The sequence below is a fragment of the Sphingomonas aestuarii genome (assembly GCF_054457155.1).
Genome location: NZ_JBTKVV010000001.1, coordinates 407,700 through 433,385, shown reverse-complemented (window position 1 = coordinate 433,385; position 25,686 = coordinate 407,700). Strand labels below are relative to the sequence as shown.

20 protein-coding genes are annotated in these 25,686 nt (G+C 65.2%); 13 read left to right on the top strand and 7 right to left on the bottom strand.

Features of this window, described 5'->3' with window-relative positions:
• Positions 1 to 88: 88 nt before the first annotated feature.
• The gene (locus ACX0GZ_RS02235; protein WP_458812907.1) at positions 89 to 874 is read left to right on the top strand and encodes a polyphosphate kinase 2 family protein; all 786 of its coding nucleotides are present in this window, start codon (positions 89 to 91) and stop codon (positions 872 to 874) included.
• Positions 875 to 957: 83 nt separating this feature from the next.
• On the opposite strand, the gene ACX0GZ_RS02230 is transcribed toward ACX0GZ_RS02235, so the two are convergent.
• Entirely contained in the window at positions 958 to 1,197 is a 240-nt protein-coding gene (locus tag ACX0GZ_RS02230) for a hypothetical protein (protein WP_458812905.1), read from the bottom strand.
• Between the two features lie 133 nt (positions 1,198 to 1,330).
• Complete coding sequence (locus tag ACX0GZ_RS02225) at positions 1,331 to 2,731, bottom strand: M28 family peptidase (RefSeq protein ID WP_458812903.1); 1,401 nt, start codon at positions 2,729 to 2,731, stop codon at positions 1,331 to 1,333.
• Positions 2,732 to 3,026: 295 nt separating this feature from the next.
• Here ACX0GZ_RS02225 and ettA point away from each other — a divergent pair, with 295 nt between their 5' ends.
• Positions 3,027 to 4,706 (top strand): energy-dependent translational throttle protein EttA, encoded by a 1,680-nt coding sequence (gene ettA, locus ACX0GZ_RS02220; RefSeq protein WP_458812901.1) that lies wholly within the window; start codon positions 3,027 to 3,029, stop codon positions 4,704 to 4,706.
• 11 nt (positions 4,707 to 4,717) lie between these two features.
• Positions 4,718 to 5,896: a sensor histidine kinase gene (locus ACX0GZ_RS02215; RefSeq protein ID WP_458812899.1), complete on the top strand. Its 1,179-nt coding sequence runs from the start codon at positions 4,718 to 4,720 to the stop codon at positions 5,894 to 5,896.
• Positions 5,897 to 5,902: 6 nt separating this feature from the next.
• Here ACX0GZ_RS02215 and putP read toward each other — a convergent pair whose 3' ends face one another.
• The 4 genes from putP to ACX0GZ_RS02195 form a co-directional block, all read right to left on the bottom strand.
• Positions 5,903 to 7,342, bottom strand: coding sequence for a sodium/proline symporter PutP (putP, locus tag ACX0GZ_RS02210; protein WP_458812897.1), 1,440 nt, complete (start codon positions 7,340 to 7,342; stop codon positions 5,903 to 5,905).
• Positions 7,343 to 7,513: 171 nt separating this feature from the next.
• Positions 7,514 to 8,260 carry an NYN domain-containing protein gene (locus ACX0GZ_RS02205; protein ID WP_458812895.1) on the bottom strand — a complete coding sequence of 249 codons (747 nt, stop codon included), beginning with the start codon at positions 8,258 to 8,260 and terminating at the stop codon, positions 7,514 to 7,516.
• A gap of 52 nt (positions 8,261 to 8,312) precedes the next feature.
• Entirely contained in the window at positions 8,313 to 8,795 is a 483-nt protein-coding gene (gene greB / locus ACX0GZ_RS02200) for a transcription elongation factor GreB (RefSeq protein ID WP_458813294.1), read from the bottom strand.
• Between the two features lie 162 nt (positions 8,796 to 8,957).
• The gene (locus ACX0GZ_RS02195) at positions 8,958 to 10,985 is read right to left on the bottom strand and encodes a lytic transglycosylase domain-containing protein (protein WP_458813292.1); all 2,028 of its coding nucleotides are present in this window, start codon (positions 10,983 to 10,985) and stop codon (positions 8,958 to 8,960) included.
• Positions 10,986 to 11,056: 71 nt separating this feature from the next.
• Between ACX0GZ_RS02195 and dapA the strand changes: the two genes are divergently transcribed.
• On the top strand, positions 11,057 to 11,935 hold the full coding sequence (dapA, locus tag ACX0GZ_RS02190) for a 4-hydroxy-tetrahydrodipicolinate synthase (protein ID WP_458812893.1): 879 nt from the start codon (positions 11,057 to 11,059) through the stop codon (positions 11,933 to 11,935).
• Positions 11,936 to 11,976: 41 nt separating this feature from the next.
• Here the strand turns inward: dapA and ACX0GZ_RS02185 are convergent, their stop codons facing one another.
• Positions 11,977 to 14,358 (bottom strand): TonB-dependent receptor, encoded by a 2,382-nt coding sequence (locus ACX0GZ_RS02185; protein WP_458813290.1) that lies wholly within the window; start codon positions 14,356 to 14,358, stop codon positions 11,977 to 11,979.
• A 140-nt stretch (positions 14,359 to 14,498) separates the two neighbouring features.
• On the opposite strand from ACX0GZ_RS02185, the gene smpB reads away from it, so the two are divergent.
• The 9 genes from smpB to ACX0GZ_RS02140 all read left to right on the top strand — a co-directional run bounded on the left by smpB (position 14,499) and on the right by ACX0GZ_RS02140 (position 25,678).
• Positions 14,499 to 14,981 carry an SsrA-binding protein SmpB gene (smpB, locus tag ACX0GZ_RS02180; RefSeq protein ID WP_458812891.1) on the top strand — a complete coding sequence of 161 codons (483 nt, stop codon included), beginning with the start codon at positions 14,499 to 14,501 and terminating at the stop codon, positions 14,979 to 14,981.
• 28 nt (positions 14,982 to 15,009) lie between these two features.
• Entirely contained in the window at positions 15,010 to 15,555 is a 546-nt protein-coding gene (locus tag ACX0GZ_RS02175; RefSeq protein ID WP_458813288.1) for a DUF2062 domain-containing protein, read from the top strand.
• A 197-nt stretch (positions 15,556 to 15,752) separates the two neighbouring features.
• Entirely contained in the window at positions 15,753 to 17,801 is a 2,049-nt protein-coding gene (locus tag ACX0GZ_RS02170; RefSeq protein WP_458812889.1) for a M13 family metallopeptidase, read from the top strand.
• Between the two features lie 183 nt (positions 17,802 to 17,984).
• Positions 17,985 to 20,381, top strand: a complete 2,397-nt coding sequence (locus ACX0GZ_RS02165) for a hybrid sensor histidine kinase/response regulator (protein WP_458812887.1) — start codon at positions 17,985 to 17,987, stop codon at positions 20,379 to 20,381.
• Between the two features lie 41 nt (positions 20,382 to 20,422).
• The gene (locus tag ACX0GZ_RS02160) at positions 20,423 to 20,773 is read left to right on the top strand and encodes a response regulator (protein WP_458812885.1); all 351 of its coding nucleotides are present in this window, start codon (positions 20,423 to 20,425) and stop codon (positions 20,771 to 20,773) included.
• A gap of 121 nt (positions 20,774 to 20,894) precedes the next feature.
• The gene (gene recA, locus ACX0GZ_RS02155) at positions 20,895 to 21,968 is read left to right on the top strand and encodes a recombinase RecA (protein WP_458812883.1); all 1,074 of its coding nucleotides are present in this window, start codon (positions 20,895 to 20,897) and stop codon (positions 21,966 to 21,968) included.
• A gap of 465 nt (positions 21,969 to 22,433) precedes the next feature.
• Positions 22,434 to 23,060: a glutathione S-transferase family protein gene (locus ACX0GZ_RS02150; protein WP_458812881.1), complete on the top strand. Its 627-nt coding sequence runs from the start codon at positions 22,434 to 22,436 to the stop codon at positions 23,058 to 23,060.
• Between the two features lie 39 nt (positions 23,061 to 23,099).
• Entirely contained in the window at positions 23,100 to 24,434 is a 1,335-nt protein-coding gene (locus tag ACX0GZ_RS02145) for a dicarboxylate/amino acid:cation symporter (protein ID WP_458812879.1), read from the top strand.
• On the top strand, positions 24,431 to 25,678 hold the full coding sequence (locus ACX0GZ_RS02140) for a M24 family metallopeptidase (protein ID WP_458812877.1): 1,248 nt from the start codon (positions 24,431 to 24,433) through the stop codon (positions 25,676 to 25,678). The genes ACX0GZ_RS02145 and ACX0GZ_RS02140 overlap by 4 nt, the downstream gene beginning before the upstream one ends.
• Positions 25,679 to 25,686 lie beyond the last annotated feature (8 nt).

The following is a 25,686-nucleotide window of genomic DNA, read 5'->3' as shown; positions in this document are numbered from 1 at the left end:
TGTGCCGCACACCCTGCATCTGCGGCGCCTGCCGCCAGGTGGACCGGACCCCGGCACTCCGGCCGGGGTGACGAGTGGGAGTGATGCGGTGACGATTAACCTCGGCGACTATGAACGCGGCCAGCCGTTCGACGGCGATTATCGCAAGGCCATCGAAAAACTCCAGTCGCGGCTGGAGCGCATTCAGGTCGCGCATATCGTCCACAAACGTCCCGCGATCCTGGTCTTCGAAGGCTGGGATGCGGCCGGGAAGGGCGGGATTATCAAGCGGCTGACCGCCGATTGGGATCCGCGCTGGTTCAACGTCCACCCGATCGCAGCCCCGAACGCGGAGGAACAGGCGCGGCATTATCTGTGGCGTTTCTGGACGCGCCTGCCCGCAGCGGGTGAAATCGCGATCTTCGACCGGAGCTGGTACGGGCGCGTGCTGGTCGAGCGTGTCGAAGGCTTTGCGACCACGCCCGAATGGCAGCGCTCCTATGACGAGATCAACGCGTTCGAGGCGGAGCAGGTCGCGAATGGCGCGACCGTCCTCAAACTGTTCGTCCATGTAACGCAGGAGGTGCAGGACCGCGAATTGCTGGAGCGCGTCGATACCCCGCACAAGCGCTGGAAATTTGCGGCCGACGATCTGCGCAACCGCGCGCGGCGGGCCGAGTATCTGGACGCGATGCACGATATGTTCGCGCGTACCGACACGCCGCATGCCCCCTGGATCGCGATCGACGGCAACGATCGCAAGGCGGCGCGGATCGCGGCGCTGACCGTCATTGCCGATGCGCTCGAACGCAACGTCGACATGACGATGCCCGAACTCGATCCCGCGCTGGAGGCGGAGGCGCGTCGAACGCTATCGCCCGCGCGTCAAGCATAGCAAAAGGGCACCCCGATCGCTCGGAATGCCCTTCGTAACCGGATAACCGGTAGTCCGGTCGCCCTGGGGCGACCGGGACCAGATTACATCTGGTTGGCGACGATCGCGTCTTCGTCGTTTTCGGCCATTGCTTCTGCGTTGTCGGCCATGTTTTCATACATGTCCGAAGCGACTTCGTTCGAGGTCATGTCCGCCATCGCGTCATAGTTGTCCGCGGTGTCTTCCAGGTTCTGGACGACGGCGTTTTCTTCGACTGCTGCGTTGTTGCAGGCTGCGAGCGACATCAGGCCAGCGGCTGCCGCTGCGAAAACGATCTTCTTCATGTGGATGCTCCCAAGCATAATTCATGGTCGCGCCGGACAAATTGCCGTCGCGAAGTTGCCGCAATAGCGCCCGGAGCGGCCACGTCAACCGCAAACTTCACCGCCTGGCAACGATCCGGCCACATTTTTGCCATTAATTGGGGCGGGGTGAGGCCCGCATTTCCTCGGGTGCGGCGGTAGTTATGGCGAGCATCGCGGTCCAGGCTGCCACATTTTGCCGCAATTGGACGGGGTCAACCTTGTCGAGCGTATCGTTGGGCGTGTGGTGCAGATCGAAATATCGGGTGCCGTCCTGCGACAGGTCGATCGCGGCGACGTTGCTCGCGCGGATGACGGGGCCAATGTCCGCGCCGCCGCCCGCGCGTGCCGGGCTGTAGCCGATGCCCAGGGGGGCGAGCGCGACCGCGAGCCGGTCGGCGACCGGCTTCGACGCCGCATCGAAGCTGGTCGAGAATCGCCAGATGCGGTCTGCGCCGAAATCCGATTCGGCCGCCACCGCATGGCGTTCGCCGGCATGGCGCCGGGCATAATCCTCGCCGCCGAAGATGCCGACTTCCTCGGCGCCCGCCCACAAGATGCGGATGGTGCGGCGGGGCTGGCCGGCGTCCATGATCCGCTTGGCGGCAGCGGCAACGATGCCGCAGCCTGCCGCATCGTCGAACGCGCCGGTGCCCTGGTCCCAGCTGTCGAGGTGGCAGGCGATCAGCACCATGCCCGCGTTCGGATCGCTGCCTGGCACTTCGGCGATGACGTTGCCCGATTCGTGGTTGCCGGTCTGGCGCGGAGTGAGCGTCAGCTTGATCCGCACCGGCAGGCCGCGCAGGAAGATGCGGTCGAGCTGTTCGGCGTCGGGGATCGAGAGCGCGGCGGCCGGGATCGGCTTCACGCCCTGAGCGAAGCTCTGCACACCGGTATGCGGGTTGCGGTTATAGTCGGTGCCGATCGAGCGGATGACGATGGCCGCCGCGCCCTTGCGGCTGGCGATGGTCGGTCCCTGACGCCGCGCCGCGCCGAACTGGCCATATTGCGAGCCGTCCTGCGTCGCGGTCATATTATGGGTGACATAGACGATCTTGCCGCGCACCGCGCTGTCTGGGGCGGCCTCGAGGTCGGCGACATTCGCGAACCGGATTACCTCCGCAGTGAGCCCGCGAGCAGGCGTCGCGCCCGAATTGCCGAGTGCAGTCAGCATCAGCGGTTGGGGAAAGGGGGCGACGATCTCTGCCTTTTCTTCGCCGCGTTCCCAGACGGGCATGGTGAAGGGTTCGATGCGGACATTGGAAAAGCCCATCGCCTTGAGCTTGGCGACGCTCCAGGCGCGGGCGCGCGCCTCGGCCTCGGTGCCCGCCATGCGCGGGCCGACTTCGGTGGTCAGCCCCTCGGTAATGTCCCAGGCGATGGTGTCGGTCAGCGCCGCATCGCGCAGCGCGGCGACGCGGGCGGCGTCGGTTGTGTCCTGGGCCATTGCGGGGAGGGGAAGGCTGGTCAGGGGCAGGGCAGTGGCACAAAGCAGCGCGGTGGCGAACAGACGCATGAATTTCCTCCCGTTTCTTGGGGGCGGGATAGGCAGGGGATGAGCCGCGAGCAAGCGGTCGCTCTCAGCTGTCACCCCGGACGTGTTCCGGGGTCCACCGGGTGGCGAATGCATCCTTAAGTGACCGACGCTGGCGCAAGCGGCTTAGTGGACCCCGGAACACGTCCGGGGTGACGGGTGGTGTTGGCGAGGGTGCGATCCGCATCCCACCCCGCCGACATTGCCTTCGCGCGCCCGCGTCGCTACATGCGCGCACGACCCTTTCCAGACTTTTCGCAATCCAACGGAGACCCGCGTGGCCGCCTCATACGCCTATGTCATGAAGGACATGACCAAGACCTTCCCCGGCGCGCCGAAGCCGGTGCTGTCGAACATCAACCTGCAATTCTATCACGGCGCCAAGATCGGCATTGTCGGCCCCAACGGCGCGGGCAAGTCGACGCTGATGAAGATCATGGCGGGAATCGACACCGACATCACTGGCGAAGCCTGGCCGGGCGAGAACATCACCGTCGGCTATCTGCCGCAGGAACCGCAGCTCGATCCGACCAAGAACGTGCTCGAAAACGTCAAGGACGGCGCGCGCGAAGTCGCCGATATGGTCGACCGGTTCAACGCGATCTCGGCCGAAATGGGCGATCCCAAGGAGGATACCGATTTCGACGCGCTGATGGAGGAAATGGGCGAGCTTCAGGGCAAGATCGACGCGGTCGACGGCTGGACGCTCGACAATCAGCTCGAAGTCGCGATGGAGGCGTTGCGCTGCCCGCCGTCCGACTGGTCGGTCGAGAATCTGTCGGGCGGTGAAAAGCGCCGCATCGCGCTGACCCGCTTGCTGCTGCAAAAACCGTCGATCCTGCTGCTCGACGAACCGACCAACCATCTCGACGCCGAAAGCGTCAACTGGCTGGAAAACCATCTGAAGGAATATCCCGGCGCGGTGCTGATGATCACCCACGACCGCTATTTCCTCGACAATGTGGTCGGCTGGATCCTCGAAATCGATCGCGGCAAATATTTCCCGTACGAAGGCAATTATTCGACCTATCTGGAAAAGAAGGCGAAGCGTCTGGAACAGGAAGAGCGCGAGGAATCGGGCCGCCAGACCGCGATCCGCAACGAGCTGGAATGGATCCGGCAGGGCGCCAAGGCGCGCCAGACCAAGTCCAAGGCGCGTATCGCCAAGTTCGACCAGCTGGTCGCCGCACAGGAAAACCGCACCCCCGGCAAGGCCCAGATCGTCATCCAGGTGCCCGAGCGCCTGGGCGGCAAGGTGATCGAGGTCGAAAACGTCACCAAGGCGTATGGCGACAAATTGCTGTTCGAAAACCTGTCCTTCTCGCTGCCCGCGGGCGGCATCGTCGGGGTGATCGGCCCGAACGGCGCGGGCAAGTCGACGCTGTTCAAGCTGCTGACGGGTCAGGAACAGCCCGATGAAGGCACGATCGACATCGGATCGACCGTGCGGCTGGGCTATGTCGATCAGAGCCGCGACCACCTGAATCCCGCCAACAATGTCTGGGCCGAAATCTCGGACGGGCTCGATTTCGTGAAGGTCAACGGCCACGACATGTCGACGCGCGCTTATGTCGGCGCGTTCAATTTCAAGGGCCAGGACCAGCAGAAGAATGTCGGCAAGCTGTCGGGCGGCGAGCGCAACCGCGTCCACATCGCCAAGATGCTGAAAAAGGGCGGCAACGTCCTGCTGCTCGACGAACCGACCAACGATCTGGACGTCGAAACGCTGGGTGCGCTGGAAGAGGCGATCGAGAATTTCGCGGGCTGCGCGGTCATCATCAGCCACGATCGCTTCTTTCTCGATCGTCTGGCGACCCACATCCTGGCGTTCGAGGGCGACAGCCATGTCGAATGGTTCGAAGGCAATTTCGAAGCCTATGAAGAGGACAAGCGCCGCCGTCTGGGCGACGCCGCCGATCGCCCGACGCGCCTCGCCTACAAGAAGCTGACCCGGTAACGCGGGTGGCCGTGGTCGAGGAAGCACCCAGCGACGCACCGCCACCCGGCGGGGATGCGATCGAATATCGCCTGAGACAGCAGCGCATCCTTGCCGAATTCGGCATGGTCGCGCTGCGGTCGCGCGATATCGGCGCGCTCCTGCAACGTGCGACCGAATTGTGCGCGCAGGGCATGGCGGCGACCCACTGCAAATTCCTCGACGCGCCCGATGACGACGAGCGGATGAAAATGGTTGCGGGCGTGGGCTGGGAACCGGGCATGGTCGGCACCGCGACACTTGGCGCGGATGCGGCGTCGCCCGCAGGCTTTGCGTTCAAGACCGGCGAAGCGGTGATTTCAAACCATCTGGAGCAGGAAGAACGCTTCCGCACGCCGGATCTGATGGCCGAGCATTCGATCCGCCGCGCGATCAACGTGCTCGTCGACGCCGACGGCAAACGCTATGGCGTACTGGAAGTCGACAGCCCCAATGACGGCAAGTTCGACGAGGACGACCTGGCCTTCATGCAGGGCTTCGCCAATCTGATCGGTGTCGCGATCGAGCGGCAGCAGGCCGAGGCGAAGCTGTCTGCGGCGATCGAATATCAGGAAATGCTGACGCGCGAGGCGTCGCACCGGGTCAAGAACAGCCTGGCGATGGTGTCGTCGATGCTGGAGCTTCAGATGCGCGAGGACGACGATCCGCGCATCCAGCGGCTGCTGGGCGACGCGCAGGCGCGCATCACCGCGATCGCGCAGACGCACGACCGGCTGTGGCGCGGCGAACAGGTCGGGCTGGTCGATCTGAGCGATCTGGCATGTGGCCTTGCGGAAACGCTGGCCGAAACCGCGCCTGCCCACGCCGTGCATTGCCATGCCGATCCGGTGGTCATCAGCGCCGACGCGGCAATCCCGATCGGCCTGATCCTGACCGAGCTGCTGACCAACGCCATCAAATACGCCTATGATGAGGCCGGCGGCGAGATCGAGGTGCGGATCGAAGCGAAGGACGGCCAACTGATCCTGACCGTCACCGACCATGGCCACGGCATCCCCGCCGATTTCGATCCCAAGGCGGCGGCGCGCACCAGCCTGGGCACGCGGATGATTACCAGCCTCACTCGCCAGCTGCGCGGCGAGGTCGCATACGAAGACGCCGCCCCCGGCACCCGCGCGCGCGTGACGATGCCCGACCCGCGCGAGGGGTGAGCGGCATCAGGCGGGCGTGTTTGCCAGCCTGTCTTTCCCGCTCTCCATCAAGCTGACAATGACGATCGCGGCGAAGGACACCGCAAAGCCCGGCACGATTTCGTAGAGCGTTTCGCTGAGACCTGCGAAAATCCAGACGCCGACGGTCGCCGCGCCCGAGAGGATGCCTGCGAGCGCTCCGTTGCGCGTGGTTTTCTCCCACATCAGGCTGAGCAGGATCAGCGGGCCGAACGCGGCGCCGAACCCGGCCCAGGCGTTGGAGACGATCGACAGCACCGAACTGTCGGGATCGCGCGCCATGAAGATCGCGACGAGCGCCACCGCCAGCACCGACAGGCGCCCGGTCAGAACCAGTTCGCTCTGGCTCGCCTCGCGGCGGAAGAAGCGGCGGTAATAATCCTCGGTGATTGAGCTGGACGACACCAGCAGCTGCGAACTGATCGTCGACATGATCGCGGCCAGGATCGCCGCGAGCAGGAAGCCCGAGACCCAGTCGTTGAACAGTATCTTGGTCAGGACAATGAAGATCGTCTCGGGATCGGAGAGCGTCTGGCCCTGCGCGGTCATGTAGGCGAGGCCCGCAAAGCCCGTCCCCAGCGCGCCGACCAGCGTCACCAGCATCCAGCCCATGCCGATGTTGCGCGCGGTGGGTACGTCGGCGACCGAGCGGATCGCCATGAAGCGGACGATGATATGCGGCTGGCCGAAATAGCCCAGACCCCATGCGAGTGCGGAGATCAGGCCGAGCAGGCCGACTCCTTCGAACCAGTCGAGCCGGCTGGGATCGACCGAGCGGACCAGGTCCATCGACACGTCCCAGCCGCCCGCCATCTGAAGCGCCACGATCGGCACGATAATCATCGCGACGAACATGACGCAGCCCTGGACGAAATCGGTCAGGCTGACCGCCAGAAACCCGCCGAACAGCGTGTAGGCGACGACCACCCCCGCCGTGACCCACAGACCAAGTGTGTAGGACTGGCCGAGCGCGGAATCGAACAGCTTGCCGCCGGCGACGAGGCCCGAGGCGGTATAGACGGTGAAAAACACGATGATGACGGCGGAGGAAACGACACGCAGCACGTCGCCCTTGGGAAAACGCTTGCCGAGATAATCGGGGATGGTCAGCGCGTCGCCCACCGCGACGGTGCGTTCGCGCAGGCGCGGCGCGACCAGCATCCAGTTTGCAAATGCGCCCAGCGCCAGCCCGATCCCGATCCACGCGGCAGACAAGCCGCTGGCGAACATCGCCCCCGGCAACCCCAGCATCAGCCAGCCGGACATATCGGAGGCGCCCGCGCTAAGCGCCGTGACGCCGGGGCCGAGCGACCGGCCGCCGAGCACATAGCCATCGATATCGCTGGTCGATTTGCGCCAGGCATAGACGCCGATGCCCAGCATCAGGATGAAATAAAGGGTGAGCGCTACGATTTCGCCGGTTCTCATGGCGCGGGGGTGTAACAATCGGGGAGGGGGCTGGCCACCCCGTGCCCCGGATCACTGCAAACAATCCCCATCCGTTCGTTTCGAGCGAAGTCGAGAAACGCGAACTTGGCGCTCGCGAGCGTTCCTCGACTTCGCTCGAAACGAACGGAGAGGTTTTGGCTTGGGCTGGTCCTACCGCAACCGCTTCACGTATAGCCGCCCGCCTTCGCGACGTTCGGTCTGGAAATTCGGAATCTTCTCGATCAGGTCGGACAATCGCCGCACGCCGTAATTGCGCGCGTCGAAGCTCGACCGATTGCCCGCGCGCTGGCCGACTTCGGAGACGCTGGCATAGCCTTTCTCGTCGCGCTTCGATGCGTTGTAGGCGTCGATCAGCACCGCCAGCACATCGGGGTCGAGCGGCGATCCGCTGGCCTTTGTCTCGGCCGCAGCGGCCTTGGTTTCAACGCGCTCGCTTTCATGCGCCTTTACCAGCGCGCCGACGTCGATGAAGCGGGTGCAGGCTTCGCGAAACCCCTCGGGCGTGCGGTCGGTGCCGAAGCCATAGACGGGCACGCCTTCCTGGCGAATCCGCATCGCGAGCGGCATGAAATCGCTGTCCGACGACATGAGGCCGAACCCGGTGACGCGACCGCGAAACAGCAGGTCCATCGCGTCGATGGTCATCCGCATGTCGGTCGCGTTCTTCCCCTTCGTGATGTCGAATTGCTGGAAGGGTTCGAGCGCGTGTTTGAGCGCAAGGTCGGCCCAGCCTTTTAGCGCCGGTTTCTTCCAGTTGCCGTACACGCGCCGGATATTGACCGTGCCCAGTTCGGCGAGAACCGTCAGCGCCGGATCGATCGCGGCGGGCGACGCATTGTCGGCGTCGATCAGCAGCGCGATGTTGCCGGGGCGGGTGGAGCCGTTTTCGCCGTTCATGATGGGCCTTTCGAATGTCGCGTCGTTCGTCTGTCCCTCCCTTAACCGGGCGTCAGGACGCCGGATAGTCTATCGCCATGACCTCATAGTAAATCGCGCCTGCGGGCAGTTCGACCCGCCGCACATCGCCCACCGCCGCGCCACGCAGCGCGCGCGCGATGGGGGAGTTCCACCCGACGCGCCCTGCGCCCGCATCGGCCTCGTCGTCGCCGACCAGGCTCAGCGTGCGGTGATGGTCGTCTTCGTCGGCGATGGTGACGGTCGCGCCGAACCAGATTTTGGACGTATCGGGCTGCGCAGCCGGATCGACGATCCTGGCCGCCTTCATCCGCCGCGACAGCCAGCCCAGCCGACGGTCGATCTCGCGCAGCCGCTTGCGACCATAGATGTAATCGCCGTTTTCCGACCGGTCGCCATTGCCCGCCGCCCAGGAAATCACCTCGACCAGAGCAGGGCGTTCGGTTGCGAACAGCGATTCATATTCGCGGCGCAGCGCGGCATAGCCTGTTGGGGTGATGTAGTTCGGGCGGTCCATCAGGTTGAGTTCTAACCCAACCTCACTCATTTCGTCACCCCGGACTTGTTCCGGGGTCCACCGGGCGGCAGGCTAAAGCGCAAGAGGTTTGTGCGATGCGCGGGCGGCTTGGTGGACCCCGGAACAAGTCCGGGGTGACGGTTGATTGGGCGTGTTCTGCCCTTACCGCGGCGGGCGCCGCCCCAGATACCAGCTGACGTGATACGGCCCGCGCGATTTGGCGCGCGTCGGGTTCATCAAGTCGTACACCACCGCATTCTCGACCACGCGCTGGACGTAATTCTTGGTTTCGAAGAACGGAATATCCTCGATCCAGTTGAGCATATCGACATTGCCGCTGCGCGGGTCGCCGTTCGACGCCAGCCATTTGTTCATGTTGCCCTGGCCCGCATTATAGGCGGCAAGCGCGAGCACATGGTTGCCGTTCTGGTCCAGCCGCCGCTGGAAGTAGCTCGACCCCAGCTGGATGTTGTAATTGGTATCGCTGGTGAGCGAGGCGGGCTGGTAGCTCATGCCCAGTGTCCGTGCGACGTCGCGCGCGGTGCCGGGCATCAGCTGCATCAGGCCGCGCGCACCCGCATGGCTGACCGCGCCGCGATCAAATTCGCTTTCCTGACGCGCGATCGAATGGATCATCGTCCAGCTGCTGGCATATTGGGTGGGCACCGGGACGGTCGGGAAGCCCGCGCCGACAAATTGCTGCAACCGGTTGTTGAGCGCCGACTTGCCGACCCAGACCGCCATTTCGGGGCGACCCATCATCCGCGACAATTCGATGCCCAGCGCATGATCGGCTTCGCTGGTGGCGTCGGCGGCGATCTGGCGCAGGAACAGCGCCTGATCGCGTCGATCGCCCTGCGCCCCGAGATATTGCGCGGCGCGGACCACGCCCTGCTGGAAATAAGCCTGGCGCAGATTGGGCGCGACGTTCAGCGCGGGCGTGGGCGGGGGTGGACGCAGCGGCTGGCCGCTCTGCTCCATCGCCAACATGCCGTAGAATAGCTGCGGATATTCGCTCGCCTGGCGGTAATAATTTGCGGCGACGTCGCGCTGCCCGGCGAGTTCCGCCGCGCGGCCCGCCCAATACAGCCCCTTCGACCGGGTCTGGGCGGTGCGCGATCCGTTGCCATAGCGCGAATACATGCCGATCGCATCGGCCGGGCGGCCCATATGACGATGCGCCATCTGGCCCGCGAGCCAGGTCAGGCTGGTATAATCGTCGCGGATGCCCAGCGACATCGCCGAGATGTCGGCGCCGGCCGGAAACGCGTCGTCGACCTGACGCGCGATGTTATAGGCGACAGCATATTGCCGGTCGTTGGCCGCGCCGCGCGCGTTGGCGAGCAGCACTTCATACCATTTCTCGGGGTCGCTCGGGCGATGGGTTAGCCCGCTGCGCGGCTGGGCGAGATAGTTGCGCGCGGCGATGCTGTTGCCGGTGTCGCGCAGCCAGCTGGCGCGGTCGGCGATATAGCCCGCGTCGCCGCGACCCATCGCCTCTGCCGAAGCGGCAAGGCTCGCGGCGTCGGGGGCGCGCGTCCGCATCGCGAGGCGCGCCGCGAATACCGGACGGCGCGCGGACGACACATAGGAGAGCTGGCGGCTGGCCGCCGTCGTCCCGCCCTGCCACAACAGCGCGTCCATCCGCTCGTCATGATCGGCAGGCGTCAGGCTGGGGCCGTAAAAGCTAATGAGCGTCGCTTCGTCCTGCGGGCGCAGCGCTCCCATCGTCCAGGCGGCGCGCGCCTGGGTGACGGCTTCGTTGCGTCGGCCGGTCGCCATCAGCGCCTCGGCATAGCGCAGCTTGCCCGCGGCGGTCAGCGGCGGGAATTGTCCGAAGAAGCGCGCCACCAGTGCGGGGTTCTCCGCGCCCGAGCCAAGCGACGTCTCCGCTGCCGATCGCCGTCCGGTCTCCCCAGGCCAGCCGGGATTGGCGAGCAGGAAATTGGCGTAAGCGGAGAAAGGCAGGTTGTCCGACTGGCGGATGCGCCGCCATTCGGTGACGGCATTGCCGATCGCATAGTCGCTCGACGCTTGCGGGATGGCCTGAACCACCTCCTGCGGCGCGGGCGTCAAGGCGGGCATTGCCGTCGCAAGGGTTGCGACTGTCTGCTGTCCTGGGGGCGTAAGTACCGCGAGTCCGGATACGCCGGCGAACAACAGGCCGATTTTGATCGTGGAGACTGCCATGCTGGACATGATACGGAATCCCCCCCTATCTGCTAGTCCCGATTGCGGCTTTTCTGGAGTTTTTTAAGGGCATGTTCTCTGGTTCGATCCCGGCGCTGATTACGCCGTTCCGTAACGGCGCGTTTGCGGAGAGCGATTTCCGCAAATTCGTCGACTGGCAGATCGAACAGGGATCGTCGGCATTGGTCGCGTGCGGCACGACCGGGGAGGCGGCGACGCTGTCGGCGGACGAGCATTTCCGTGTCGTGCGGGTCGCCGTCGAACAGGCCGAGGGCCGCGTGCCGGTGATCGCGGGGGCAGGGTCGAACGATACGCGCGTCGCGTGCGACAACATCCGTGCGGCCAAGGATGCCGGGGCGTCGGCCGCGCTGATGGTCCCGCCCTATTACAACCGACCCAATCAGGAAGGCATCTTCCGCCATTTCGAAGCCGTGGTCGCCGCGAGCGACTTGCCGATCGTCCTCTACAACGTCCCCGGCCGCACGGTCACCGACATGGCGGTGGAGACGGTAGCCCGCATCGCCAAGGCATTCCCCAGCGTCATCGGCATCAAGGACGCAACCGGCCAGATCCACCGCGTGTCCGCCACGCGCGCCGAATGCGGGCCGGATTTCGTGCAGCTATCGGGCAATGACGAACTGGCGCTCGCCTTCAACGCGACCGGCGGGGTGGGGTGCATCTCGGTCACCGCGAACGTCGCGCCGCGTCTGTGCGCCGATTTCCAGGCGGCGTGCGCGAGTGGCGACTGGGCAAAGGCGCTCGACCTCCATGATCGCCTGTTCGCGCTGCACATCGCGCTGTTCACCGACGCCTCGCCGGGGCCGGTCAAATATGCGGTGGGCAAGGTGCTTGAGGGTTTCCCGACCGACCTACGTTTGCCGATGACGGCGGCGGGGGAGCCCAGCCGGGCTGCGGTGGATGCGGCGATGGGGCGGGCGACTCTGATCTGAGGTCGGTGGGCGTGGCAAGCGCCACGCCCGCCCGGTGCCCCTTACCGGTTCCCGAAGCGCATCGTCGCGGTCACGCCGTAGAAACGCGGTTCGCCGGGGATGAAGGTCGGGATGCCGAAGCCGCCGCCGGTATTGCCTGCGTCCAGCAAATAATCCTCGTCGAAGGCGTTGCGGATGAAGCCTGCGACTTCGAACGCCTCGTCGGCGAAGCTGACGCCCGCGCGGGCGTTGACCAAGGTCACCGGGCCTTGCGAGATCGCGTTGTTGTTGGGCACTTCGAAGAAGATGCGGCTGCGATGCGTGACGCTGGGGGTGGCGAAGAAGCGCGCGCCGCCACCCAGCGGCGCGTCGATGGTGAAGCCTGCCGCCGCCTGCCATTCGGGTTGCAGACGGAAGCGCGCGCCCGAGAATTGCGGGGCGAAGCTGTTGTCTTCGTCGATGCCGCCGTCGATATAGCCGACATTGCCGAAGATGCTCAGCCAGTCGGTCGGGCGCAGTGTCAGTTCGGCCTCGACGCCCAGATTGCTGGCGGTGCCCGCGCTCTGGGTGCGGGCGACGCCGTCCGATCCGACCACCGTTACCTGAAACCCGTCATATTTCTGGTAATAGACACCCAGCGACCCCGACAGGATGCCGGTCGCGCCCTTCAGTCCGACTTCGTAGTTCCAGACGGTTTCCTCGTCGATCAGGCTGCGGTTGGGCACCGTCACCCCGCCGACGCGCGCGGCGTTGAGCGATACGACCGGCGAGCGGCGGCCCTTGGAGACGGTCGCGAAGACGTTGGTCGAAGGGGTTAGGCGATAGAGGATGTTGAAGCGTGGCAGTATCGCCTGATAGCTGCGCTGCGCCGTGAAGGTACGACCGCCGGTGTCGATCTGGCCGGGAATCAGCGATAACGCGAGGTTGGGGAGGGCGGCCAGCAACGGTGCCCGGAACTCGGCGGGCAGCAGGCCCGGCAGAACGGGCACCGGGACGTCGGCAAAATAGCCCGATTTGCGCTGTTCGATCAGGAAGCGAACGCCGCCGGTGATTTCGACCGCAGGCGTCGGAATCCAGGTCGCGTCGGCGAACATCGAATAGCTGTCATTCTCGCCCTGATTCTCGAACACCGATTGATACGGGATTGCGGCGAGCGCGCCGCCAGTGATGGCGGGCGTGACCTGTGCCGCGGTGACCACCCCGGCGGCATTGATGCAGCCGGGGGGAACGATTCCAGCTCCCGCGAAGGCATTGGTCAGGCACTGGATGAAAATGCCTTCCTCCGAGGAGAAGGGCACGTTCTGCCTGCCCTCTTCGACGAACACGTTCCACCCGAACGACGCGCGCCAATTGGGGTCGGAATAGTCAAAACGGCCTTCGTGGCTGGCCTGCCAGCCGGTCGCGAGTTCGGCGAATTCCAGATACCAGGCGGCCGACCCGTCGGCGTCGAACGTCTCCAGACTGTCGAACTCGCGATAGCCGTTGACGGTGGTGAAGGTCAGGCCCGGCGCGAATTCATAGGATGCGGTCAGGTTGATGTCGTAAACGTCGCGGTCCAGCCCGAGTTTTTCCTTGCCCAACACGCTGGCCGAGAGCGGCGACCCGCCCAGATGCGCGCGCCCGAACGGATTGCCGGGGCCATCCTCGGTGCCCAGCGCGCGCGAGATGAACGGCGTGCCGCTGTTGCGCTGGCGGTCATAGGTGCCGATCAGATCGACCATGATCGCGTCGGTGGGCGTCCAGCGAAGCGACGCGCGCACGCCCAACTGGTCCTGTGCGTAGAGGTCGTCCTGAACGTTCGAGAGATTCTCGACATAGCCGTCGCGCTGGCGCCATTCGAATGCGACGCGGCCTGCCAGCGTGTCGCTGCCTGCGTTCAGGAAACCCGATACAAGCGTCTGGTCGAAATTGCCGTAGCCACCGGTGAGCGCGCCCGAAAAGCCTTCGCGCGGGCGGGCCGAGGTCAGGCTGATCGCGCCGACGGCGCTTGCGGTGCCGAACAGGGTCGCCTGCGGCCCCTTGATGACCTCGACGCGTTCCAGATCGTAGATCGCCTGATAGGAACCACGCGAGCGCGAGATGTCGACGCCGTTATAATAGAGCGAGACGCGCGCGCCTTGCTGGGCCGATCCCGAATCCGACGTGATGCCGCGAATGACGACGCCGGGGTTGTTGGCGCTCTGTTCCTGGATGTTGAGGCCGGGGATATAGTTGGACAGCTCGTCCAGATCGGACACGCCGAGTTCGGCAATGCGCGCACCCGTGACCGCCGAAATGGTGATCGGCACATCGACCAGGCGCTGTTCGATCTTCTGCGCGGTCACGACGATTTCGGTGACGTCGGCGACGCCGGCGCCCTGATCGTTTTCCTGCGCCGCAGACTGGGCGAGGGCGGGGGCGGCAAAGGCGGTGCTGGCTAGCAGGGCGGCGGCGATCGGTGTCATCTTCATTGTCGTTGTCCCCGGTTCGAGTCGCACGGCCAATGCGCCGCACAAAAGTCTGCCGCGCTGCAAAAATATTGCGGAGGTATGACAAAGGCGGGTGCTTCCCTTTCGCGCCCGCAACCCCTATCTCGCGCGGAACAATGTCCCGTCCGCGCCCCGAAACCTTCGACAAAGTGAAGACCGTCGCCGAAAACCGGCGCGCGCGTTTCGATTATTTCATCGAACAGAAATTCGAAGCGGGGATCGCGTTGTCGGGGACCGAAGTGAAGTCGCTGCGCTTCGGCGAAGGGTCGATCGCCGAGGCCTATGCCGAGGTGCGCGACGAGGCGGTGTGGCTGGTCAATGCCAACATACCCGAATTCAGCCACGGCAACCGGTTCAACCACGAACCCAAAAGGCCGCGTAAACTGCTCCTTCATGCGCGTGAGATAAACAAGCTCCACGGTGCGGTCGCGCGCGAGGGGATGACGCTGGTGCCGCTGTCGATTTATTTCAACGGTCGCGGGCGGGCCAAGGTCGAACTCGCACTCGCCAAGGGCAAGAAGGTCCATGACAAGCGCGACACGATCAAGGAACGCGACTGGAACCGCGACAAGCAGCGGCTCCTGCGCGATCGCGGCTGAGCGCGTGGCGGACGACAAGCAATTCGGCATGCGCGTCATCCGCTGGATCCAGCGGCAGATGCCGACGCGCGAGCAGATGGAGCGGAACAAATGGCTCCGCCCGATCGCGCACCGCGTGCTCGCGCCCGAATTATGGCGCTTTACCCGCCGCTCGGTGCCGCGCGGCGTCGCGCTTGGCATGGTGGCGGGCGTCATCATCCCGATCGCACAGATTCCGGCAGCCGCCGCCTTTGCGCTGCCGCTGCGCGCCAATATTCCGGCGGCGGCGGCGACCACCTTCATCACCAATCCGGCGACGACGCCGATCGTCTGGGTGATCGCCTATCGGGTCGGGCGGTGGCTGCTGCGCTGGGATGCGGAAATCCCCGGCCAGCCGATGACCCAGGTCGCGAGCGACCCCAACTGGGTCCACTGGTTCATGGCCGAAGCCGGTCCGGCGACCATCGTCGGGCTGCTGTTCCTGGCGGTCGTCGGCGCGGCGCTCGGCTATGCGGTCAGCGCGATCGGCTGGCGGCTGTTTATCGCCAACAAATGGCGGCGCCGAAACAAGCGAATGCACCGACCGAAGGGCTGATGGCGGCGGCTTGTGGGCCTCCATAGGCGCGTGGAAACGCGCTTGAGCCACGAATCTCGTCATTCCCGCCTTCGCGGGATCAGCGGGACGAGTGTTGTTTGTCGTTCGTCGTGAGCCGATACCGTGTCGCCCGGCCTTGATCCGGCGTATGATCGCGCTAAGACAGCGGCGATCAATCGTTTCAGGAGTGGGCAAACATGCGTCGTTCGATCCTTCTATCCGCCTTGCTGGCGGGCACCGGGCTGGTCGCCGGGTGCGCGACGGCACCGATGGGCACCGAAACCGCCGAAGCGCCCGCCAGCCGTGGCACGCCGGAAATCGGCAGCTTCGGCTTCGACACGGCCGGCATGGACAAATCGGTCGCGCCGGGCACCGATTTCTACAATTACGCCAACGGCGCGTGGGAACGGAACACGCCGATCCCCGACGACAAGTCGAATTACGGCATGTTCACCGTGCTCGCCGACCTGTCGCTGGAACGCACGCGCGGCATCCTTGAGGCCGAACGCGCCAACCCCAATTCGCAGATCGGCAACGCCTATGCCGCCTATCTCGACACGGCGGCGATCGAGGCGAAGGGGCTTGCGCCCGTCCAGCCCTGGCTGAACCGCGTGAAGGGGCTGAACGACAAGTCCGGCTATGCCGCGCTGGTCGCCGAAGCGGCGAAGAATGGCGTCGGCGGGCCGTTCGGCGCCTATGTCTCGATCGACGACAAGCAGCCCGATCAATATGCGTTGCAGATGGGCCAGTCGGGGCTGGGCCTGCCCGACCGCGATTATTATCTGTCGACCGACGCCAAGATGGTCGAGACCAAGAACGCCTATGTCGCGCACATGGCGCGGATGCTGACGCTGGCGGGCGAACCCAATGCCGAAGCGCGGGCCAGAGCCGTTCTCGATTACGAAACCCGGATTGCCCGTGCGCACTGGACTCGCACCGAAAGCCGCGACGCCAACAAGACCTATAACAAGATGACGGTGGCGCAGCTCCAGAAGCTCGCCCCCGGCTTCGACTTCGCGACGATGCTGCGCGCGTCGGGCGCGAATGTGACCGACGTGATCGTCGCCCAGCCGTCCGCCTTCACCGGCACCGCGGCCGCGATTCAGGCCGCACCCGTCGCGGTGCTGCGCGACCAGATGCTGCTGCGTTCGCTGCGCAGCTATGCCTCGGTCCTGCCGACTGCGTTCGACCAGGAGAATTTCGCCTTCTACGGCACCACCCTGTCGGGCACCCCGCAGCAGGAGGAACGCTGGAAGCGCGCCGCGAACTTCACCTCGGGCGCGGTCGCCGACGAAGTGTCGAAGCGCTACGTCGCCAAATATTTCCCGCCCGAAACCAAGGCGGCGGCCGACCGGCTGGTCAAGAACGTCACCGACGCGATGGGCCGGCGGATCGATAATCTCGACTGGATGGCGCCGGAAACCAAGGCGAAGGCGCGCACCAAGCTCGCCGCCTTTACCGCCAAGATCGGCTATCCCGACCAGTGGCGCGATTATTCGACGCTGGAAATGCGCCGCGACGATGCGTTTGGAAACGCGCTGCGCGCCAACCAGTGGGAACATGCCTACAACCTCGCCAAGCTCGGCAAGCCCATCTACCAATGGGAATGGCTGATGACCCCGATGACGGTCAACGCCTATGCCTATCCGCCCGCGAACGAAATCGTGTTCCCGGCGGCGATCCTGCAGCCGCCCTTCTTCGATCCCAATGCCGACGATGCGATCAACTATGGCGGCATCGGCGCGGTGATCGGACACGAGATCAGCCATCATTTCGACGATCAAGGCAGCAAATACGATCCCACCGGGCGGCTGGCCGACTGGTGGACGCCGCAGGACATGGAGCGGTTCAACGCCCGCACCAAGCAGCTTGTGGATCAGTATAACGCCTATGAAGGCCTGCCGGGTCTGAACGTCGATGGCCAGCGCGCGCTGGGTGAAAACATCGCCGACCTTGCCGGGCTGACCGCGGCGTGGGATGCGTATCAGACCTCGCTCGGCGGGCGTCCGGCGCCGGTGATCGATGGCTTCAACGCGCAGCAGCGTTTCTACCTCGGCTGGGCGCAGATCTGGCGCCGCAACTATCGCGAGGCGGATTTGCGCCAGCGGATGCTGACCGCGCCGCACTCGCCGTCGCGCCAGCGTGCGTGGATCGTTCGCAACCTCGATCCCTGGTATGAAGGCTTCGACATCGAACAGGGCGCGCCGCTGTACCTCGCGCCCGCGGACCGCATCCGCATCTGGTAAGGCATGGGGGCGGGCGGTCCGGTCGGGCTGCTCGCTCCTGTTTTAATCGCATCCGTTTGTCCTGAGTAGCCATTTGGCGAAGCCGAAGCCCCTCTTCAGGACGGACGGCTTGATGGCGCAGCTTGAGGTGCATGACATCCCCTCCGCCTTGACGCCGCCCGCGCCGGGTTCCACCACCGCGCGATGGCTTCCGCTCCCGATTCAACGCTGACGCGCCTTGCACGGACCAACGCCCATGCGCCGGTGATGATCGCCGGGTCGGTGGGGCTGGCGGTCGCGCTGGCGGTGTTGCTGCTGATCGGCGACCGGGCGGTGGCGACCGGGTTCGTCGGCGCGGGGCTGCTGATTGGGGTGGCGTTCTTTCTCTATGCGCGGATCGGCGCTGCCCGCGATGCCGAACCGGTCGAGGTCGACTGGTCGGTCGCCCGCGCGCTGGCGCAGGCGAGCCCGCACGCGCTGGCGGTGACCGACCGCGCCGGGCGGTTCGTGTGCGCCAACGATGCGTTCGCGCGGCTGTTTCCGGGCTATCCCGCGCCGCCCGGCCTGCCGGTCGGCGATGTCGCGGCGGCGGCGCTGGCGCGTGCGGGCCGCGCGGCGTGGCGCGACGGTGAGGGGGACGCCGGGAGCATCGACCATAATGGCCGTACGCTGGCCGTGACGATCGCGCGCGCGGGCGACGAGATGCTCGTCTGGCGATTCGAGACGCGCGAGACGGTCGATGTCGCGGCCGAGGTCGAGCGGCTGATCGGCGCGGAGACCGGCGACCGGCTGGGCGGCGCGGGGGTGATGGCGGTGACGCTGACCCCCGACGGACGCATCCGCGCCGCCAATCGCGTGTTCCGCACGCGCGCGATGGGCCACAGCGAAGCGGCGATGGAGGGCCGCGAGTTCGGCCAGTTCCTGCGCACCGACAGCGCCGGGCTGATCCGCTTCGATCGCGAAGGCGATGCGGGCAATCCGCTGCGCCTGCTGCAACTTCCGTTCGTCGCGGGCGACACCGCGCCGATGCTGGTCGCGCTGATCGACGACGAGGAACGCGTCGCCGCCCCGGTGCTGGACAGCGATGCCGCCGCGCATGTCCGCGGGCTGATCTCGCTGCTGCCCGCGCCGCTCGCGCTGGTCGATCGCGAAGGCCGGTTCCTGCACATGAACGACGCGTTCTTCCGCGCGGCGACGATCGATGCGAAGCGTCCGCCGCTCTATCCCGGCGATCTGGTGGTGCGCGAGGACAAGGCGGCGTTGAGCGATGCGATCCGCCGCTTCGCCAATGGCGCCGCGCATGCCGCCGACATGGCGATCCGGCTGAAGCATCACCCGGACGAGACCGTCAACGTGACGATCGCGGGCGCGCGGGGCTTGGGCGAAGCCGCCGTGCTGCTGTCGATCCATGACAAGGGCGAGGAAACCCGACTGAAGCGCCAGGTCGCGCAGGCCACCAAGATGCAGGCGGTCGGCCAGCTTGCGGGCGGGGTCGCGCACGACTTCAACAACATCCTGACCGCGATCATCGGGCATTGCGACCTGATGCTGATGCGCCATTCGCCCGGCGACAGCGATTATGACGACATCCAGCAGATCCGCGCCAATTCGAATCGCGCCGCCAGCCTGACCCGGCAATTGCTCGCCTTTTCGCGGCAACAGACCTTGCGCCCGCAAGTGCTGCAATTGCCCGACGTGATTTCCGAAGTGTCGAACCTGCTGAAACGCCTGCTCGGCGAAACCGTCAAGCTGGAGGTCAAGCATGGCCGCGGGCTGGGGTCGGTTCGCGCCGATCCGGGGCAGCTCGAACAGGTGATCGTCAATCTGTCGGTCAATGCGCGCGATGCGATGCTGACCAAGAACCCCAGCGGCGGCGGCACGCTGACGATCGAAACCTGTTCGCTGGCAGCGACCACGGTGCGCGACATGGCCGACGACGTGCTGCCGCTGGGCGATTACACCGCGCTGATCGTGACCGACACCGGCACCGGCATTCCGCCCGACGCGCTGCCCAAGATTTTCGAGCCCTTCTATACCACCAAGGAAGTCGGAAAGGGCACCGGGTTGGGGCTTTCCACCGTCTATGGCATCGTCAAACAGTCGGGCGGATACATCTTTGCCGAAAACGTGAACGGGGGCGGCGCGCGCTTCACCATCTATTTCCCCGTCCATTCGGCGGTCGACACCCCGGTAAAGCCCGTCCACACCGTTCGCGTGGCGACGGGTGCGGTCTGGGGCACCGGCACGATCCTGCTGGTCGAGGACGAGGATATGGTGCGTGCCGTTGCCGAACGCGCGCTGTCGCGTCAGGGGTATAGCGTAGTCACCGCCGAACATGGCGAGGCCGCACTCGAATGGCTGGAGCAGGGGACGCGGCCCGACCTGCTCATTTCGGACGTGGTCATGCCGATCATGGACGGCCCGACGATGGTCGCGCAGGTAAGGAAACGCTATCCCGACCTGCCGGTCCTGTTCATGTCGGGCTATGCCGAGGAGCAGTTGCGCCGCTCGATCGACCTCGACAATGTCGAATTTCTGCCGAAACCCTTTTCGGTCCAGCAACTTGCCGAAGCCGCGCGAGACGTTCTGAACGCGAAATGAGGCTTGGCGAAGGTTCCGCTTCGTGCCAAATACCGCCGCGCATGAGTAACCAGCAGAATATCCTCATCGTTGAGGACGAACCCCTGATCGCGATGATGCTCGAAGATTTCATCGACATCCTCGGCCACAAGGTTGCCGGCTCCGCCGACAGCGTCGATGGCGCATTGTCAGTGATCGAGGCCGGCGGCATCGATGCCGCGATCCTCGACGTCAATCTGCGCGGCGGCGAGCAGAGCTTCCCGATCGCCGACAAGCTGGCCGAGGCAGGTGTGCCGTTCGTGTTCGCGACCGGCGGATCGGGCGACACCATCGCCGCCGATCACCGCGACCGCCCGACGCTCGCCAAGCCGTTCACGATGGACGCGGTCGAAAAGGCGCTCGGGTCGCTTTAGGCTCCCGAAGAGGAAAAGAGCGGGCGTAAAGTTCCCCTCTTGTTCCGCAAGAACAAATCATATACACCGCCAATCACGTTGAACGCGTGATCGTCTTCCTCTACGCATCCGGAGACACAAAATGGCGGCATCCCTAAAGGTAATCGACGGACAAATGGCAGCGACCACCGACCGGCAAAAGGCGCTCGACGCCGCACTCGCGCAGATCGACCGCGCGTTCGGCAAGGGCTCGGCGATGAAGCTGGGTTCGAAGGAAACCATGCAGGTCGAGGCGATCTCGACCGGCTCGCTCGGGCTCGACATCGCGCTCGGGGTCGGCGGTCTGCCGCGCGGTCGCGTGATCGAAATCTACGGCCCCGAAAGCTCGGGCAAGACGACGCTGGCGCTGCACGTCATCGCCGAGGCGCAAAAGACCGGCGGCACGGCGGCGTTCGTCGATGCCGAACATGCGCTCGATCCCGTCTATGCCAAGAAACTGGGCGTCAACATCGACGAGCTGATCGTGTCGCAGCCCGATACCGGCGAACAGGCGCTGGAGATCGTCGATACGCTGGTGCGCTCGAACGCGATCGACGTGCTGGTCGTCGATTCGGTCGCCGCCCTCGTGCCCCGCGCCGAAATCGAGGGTGAAATGGGCGACAGCCATGTGGGCTTGCAGGCGCGCCTGATGTCGCAGAGCTTGCGCAAGCTGACCGGGTCGATCAGCCGCTCGCGCTGCATGGTGATCTTCATCAACCAGCTCCGCATGAAGATCGGCGTGATGTATGGCAATCCGGAAACCACGACCGGTGGGAACGCGCTCAAATTCTACGCCTCGGTTCGCCTCGACATCCGTCGCACCGGCGCGATCAAGGACCGCGACGATGTGGTCGGCAATTCGACGCGCGTGAAGGTGGTGAAGAACAAGGTCGCCCCGCCGTTCAAACAGGTCGAATTCGACATCATGTACGGCGAAGGCGTGTCGAAGATCGGCGAAATCCTCGACCTGGGCGTCAAGGCTGGCCTGGTCGAAAAGGCCGGCGCCTGGTTCTCCTATGACAGCATCCGCATCGGTCAGGGCCGCGAGAACGCCAAGACGTTCCTCAAGGAAAATACCGAGCTGTGCGACAAGCTCGAAAAGGCGATCCGCGCACGCACCGAGAAGGTCGCCGAGGAAATGATGACCGGACCGGATGCGGAGGACGACGACGCGTAAGCGCTGGTCGTCGTTCGAAGCGAAGAAGTTGGAACAGGCGGGGAGAGCGACGGCTCTTCCCGCCTTTCTTGTTTTTCGGGATAGGAAAAGCGTCGTTCACGCGAAGGCGCGAAGAGTAAGGGGAAGGGGTTTTTGCGCGGAGGCGCAGGACATGAATGAGGCGCAGAGAAAGTTGATTATGTTGCTGCGGAGCGCGGAGCGCGGAGCGGCTTCGAGAATCTTCGCTCACCAGCACAGGACTCGCATCGGGAAAGCCGTTTCACGACAGCATTCTTCTCTCTGCGCCTCTATGTGAAAACCCCTCCTGCTCCTCGTCCGCGCGCAGCACCTCCGCATGAACCACCCGCTTCGCGCCTTCGCGTCTTTGCGCGAACTATCTTCCTGCCTTTCGCCTCACCAACCCACTCGCCCGCCGCGCACGAATATGTCATCCCGGCAACAACGACGCCTTTGGGGAGCATTCGCATGACGATCACCGTCCACCATCTCGAAAATTCGCGGTCGCAGCGCGTGCTGTGGATGCTCGAGGAACTGGGGCTGCCCTATACGGTCAAGCGCTATGAGCGGAACAAGGTCACGATGCTCGCGCCGTCCGAACTTCGCCGCGTCCATCCGCTCGGCAAATCGCCGGTGATCGAGGATGACGGCGCGGTGATCGCCGAGACGGGCGCGATCGTCGAATATCTGGTCGAGCGCGGCAATGGACGCCTCGGCCCCCCGTCGCACCGCGACAATGCCCGGCGCTGGCGCTTCTGGCTGCATTATGCCGAAGGATCGCTGATGCCGCCGTTGCTGGTGAAGCTGGTGCTCGCGCGCATCCCGATTCTGGGCAAGGCGGCGCAAAAAAAGCTGCAACCGATGATCGACGTCCATCTCGACTATATCGAATCCGAATTGTCGCAGCGCCCGTGGTTCGCTGGCGACGAGATGACGGCGGCCGACATCATGATGAGCTTTCCGCTCGAGGCCGCGTGCGCGCGTGGCGGCCTCGACGAAACACGTCCCGCGACCATCGCCTGGCTGGAGAAAATCCATGCGCGCGCAGCCTATCAGGCGGCCCTCGCCAAGGGTGGGCCCTATGCCTATGCGTGAGGGGTCGAAGCGCCGGTGAGCGCGAGTCGGGGGACGTGAATGGACGGGATTGAAAAGGCGACGGAAAGGCGCGGTCTGACGCTGCAAATGCAGATGCTGATCGGCTTCGCGCTAGGGCTGATCGCAGGGCTTATCGTTCATGCCAGCGTCGCCGATGCGCCCTGGGTCGAATGGGTGACCTCCAACGTCACCGGCCCCATCGGTCAGCTGTTCCTGCGCCTGCTGTTCATGCTGGTGATCCCGCTGCTGTTCTCCGCGCTGGTCGTGGGCATCGCCGAGATGGGCGAAATCCGGTCGTTGAAGCGCGTCGGGCTTCGCACGCTGGCGCTCACCATCTTTGCCTCCACCATCGCGGTCGCGATCTCGCTGTTCTTCGTGAACATCCTGCGGCCCGGCGATGGGGTCGATCCGGCAATGGCTCAGGCGATGCTGGCCGACGCGCGCGAAGGCGCGGGTGCGATCCTGTCGCGCAGCGCCGATACGCCGAGCGGCATGGACGCGCTGCTCGCGATCGTCCCCAACAATGTGTTCGCGGCGATGTCGAACAACGACATTCTCGCCGTCATGTTCTTCGCCCTGTTCTTCGGCATCGGCATCGTCCTGACCGACCGCCCCGAGGTCGACCTGTTGAAGCGCGGGATCGAAGGCGTGTTCGAAGTGTCGATGAAGCTGATCGGCATCGTCATCAAAATGGCGCCGGTCGCGGTATTCTGTTTCATGTTCAACCTGTCGGCGCTGTTCGGCTGGGATCTGCTGATCCGGCTGTCGGCCTTTGTCGGGGTGGTGCTGGCGGCGCTGGGTGCGCAGATGTTCATCATCTTTCCGCTGATGCTCATTTTCTTTGCGAAGAAATCGCCGATCGCGTTTTTCCGCCAGACGCAGGAAGCGACCGTGATGGCGTTTTCGACCGCGTCGTCGAACGCCACATTGCCGACCGCGCTGCGCGTCGCCGACCGCGAGCTGAAGCTGCCGCCGAAGGTCGCGCGCTTTGTGCTCACCATCGGCGCGACTGCGAACCAGAACGGTACTGCGATGTTCGAAGGGGTGACGGTGCTGTTCCTGGCGCAGTTCTTCGGAATCGAATTGACGCTGGCGCAGCAGTTCACGGTGATGCTGGTCTGCATCCTGGGGGGCATCGGCACCGCTGGCGTGCCAGCCGGGTCGCTGCCGGTGGTCGCACTGATCCTGGGCATGGTGGGGGTGCCGCCGGAGGCCATCGGCCTGGTGCTGGGCGTCGACCGCTTTCTCGATATGTGCCGCACGACGCTGAACGTCAGTGGCGACCTTGTGCTGGCGACCGTCGTGTCGGCGGGCGAGCCCGAATATCGCACGGCAGAGGCGGTTGCGGTCGAAGGACCGCCGCCGCGGGCATGATCGCAAGACGGACCCTGATCGGTGCGGGGCTCGGCGCGGGCGTCGCGCTGCCGTTGCTGGCCAAGTCGGTAGCGGCGGTGGCGCAGGACGTGCCGCTACGCCGCATCACCGGCGATGCGGTGCCGATCACGCCTGCCGAGCGTCTGGCCCGCATCACCCGTGCGCAGGCGCTGATGCGGGCGAACGGCATCGCCGCGGTGCTGGTCGAGGCGGGGACCAGCCTGATCTATTATGCCGGGATGCGCTGGGGCCGCAGCGAGCGACTGACCGGGCTGGTCATCCCGGCGACCGGCGCGCCCGCCGTCATCACCCCGTTCTTCGAGCGGCCCACCGCGCTCGAACGGCTGGGGATCAAGGCCGAGGTCCGCGTCTGGCAGGAACATGAAAATCCCTTCGCCGTTGTTGCGGCTTTCCTGAAAGAGCGGGGCATCACCGGGGGGCGCATCGGCATCGAGGAAACCGTCCGCTTTTTCATCGCCGATGGCCTGCGCCAGGCGATGCCGGGCGCGCAGATCGTCTCCGCCGATCCCGTCGTCCGCGCGCAACGCATGATCAAGTCGGCGTCCGAAATCGCGCTGATGCAACATGCGACCGACGTGACGATCGCCGCCTATCGCCACACCCTGTCGCGGATACGCGTCGGGATGGAGGCGAACGAAATCCAGGGCATCATGAACGACGCGACGCGGACGCTGGGCGGCGTTCCGCAGTTCGCGCTGGTGCTGCTGAACGAGGCCGCCGCTTACCCGCATGGCAGCGACCAGCCGCAAAAGGTGGTCGAGGGCGGGGTGGTGCTGATGGACTGCGGCTGCACGGTCGAGGGGTATCAGGCCGATGTGTCGCGGACCTTCGTCGTCGGGCGACCGAAGCCCGAAGTCGCGCGCGTCTGGCAGCAGATGAGGCAGGGGCAGGCGGTGGCCTTCGCGGCGGCGAAGGTCGGGATGCCGGCGGGGGCGGTGGATGATGCGGTGCGCGCCTATTACGAATCGATCGGCTATGGCCCCGACTATGATTTGCCCGGCCTGTCGCACCGCACCGGCCACGGCATCGGCCTAGACGGGCATGAGCCGATCAACCTGGTGCGCGGAGAGACGACGCCGCTGGCGCCGGGCATGTGTTTTTCCAACGAACCGGGGCTGTATCTGCCGGGCAAGTTCGGGGTGCGGATCGAGGATTGTTTCTACATGACCGACGCGGGGGCGCGCTATTTCTCGCAGCCGCAGCCCGCGATGGATGCGGTTTGAAGATGGAT

Bases quoted from the DNA above. Each gene is read 5' to 3' on its own strand.
- ACX0GZ_RS02160 (WP_458812885.1), top strand. From the start codon at position 20,423: ATGAGTAACCAGCAGAATATCCTCATCGTTGAGGACGAACCCCTGATC.
- ACX0GZ_RS02225 (WP_458812903.1), bottom strand. From the start codon at position 2,731: ATGCGTCTGTTCGCCACCGCGCTGCTTTGTGCCACTGCCCTGCCCCTG.
- smpB (WP_458812891.1), top strand. From the start codon at position 14,499: ATGTCCCGTCCGCGCCCCGAAACCTTCGACAAAGTGAAGACCGTCGCC.
- ACX0GZ_RS02205 (WP_458812895.1), bottom strand. From the start codon at position 8,260: ATGAACGGCGAAAACGGCTCCACCCGCCCCGGCAACATCGCGCTGCTG.
- greB (WP_458813294.1), bottom strand. From the start codon at position 8,795: ATGGACCGCCCGAACTACATCACCCCAACAGGCTATGCCGCGCTGCGC.
- dapA (WP_458812893.1), top strand. From the start codon at position 11,057: ATGTTCTCTGGTTCGATCCCGGCGCTGATTACGCCGTTCCGTAACGGC.
- ACX0GZ_RS02170 (WP_458812889.1), top strand. From the start codon at position 15,753: ATGCGTCGTTCGATCCTTCTATCCGCCTTGCTGGCGGGCACCGGGCTG.
- ACX0GZ_RS02175 (WP_458813288.1), top strand. From the start codon at position 15,010: ATGCGCGTCATCCGCTGGATCCAGCGGCAGATGCCGACGCGCGAGCAG.
- ACX0GZ_RS02165 (WP_458812887.1), top strand. From the start codon at position 17,985: ATGGCTTCCGCTCCCGATTCAACGCTGACGCGCCTTGCACGGACCAAC.
- ACX0GZ_RS02150 (WP_458812881.1), top strand. From the start codon at position 22,434: ATGACGATCACCGTCCACCATCTCGAAAATTCGCGGTCGCAGCGCGTG.
- ACX0GZ_RS02195 (WP_458813292.1), bottom strand. From the start codon at position 10,985: ATGGCAGTCTCCACGATCAAAATCGGCCTGTTGTTCGCCGGCGTATCC.
- putP (WP_458812897.1), bottom strand. From the start codon at position 7,342: ATGAGAACCGGCGAAATCGTAGCGCTCACCCTTTATTTCATCCTGATG.
- recA (WP_458812883.1), top strand. From the start codon at position 20,895: ATGGCGGCATCCCTAAAGGTAATCGACGGACAAATGGCAGCGACCACC.
- ACX0GZ_RS02145 (WP_458812879.1), top strand. From the start codon at position 23,100: ATGGACGGGATTGAAAAGGCGACGGAAAGGCGCGGTCTGACGCTGCAA.
- ACX0GZ_RS02140 (WP_458812877.1), top strand. From the start codon at position 24,431: ATGATCGCAAGACGGACCCTGATCGGTGCGGGGCTCGGCGCGGGCGTC.
- ACX0GZ_RS02185 (WP_458813290.1), bottom strand. From the start codon at position 14,358: ATGACACCGATCGCCGCCGCCCTGCTAGCCAGCACCGCCTTTGCCGCC.
- ACX0GZ_RS02230 (WP_458812905.1), bottom strand. From the start codon at position 1,197: ATGAAGAAGATCGTTTTCGCAGCGGCAGCCGCTGGCCTGATGTCGCTC.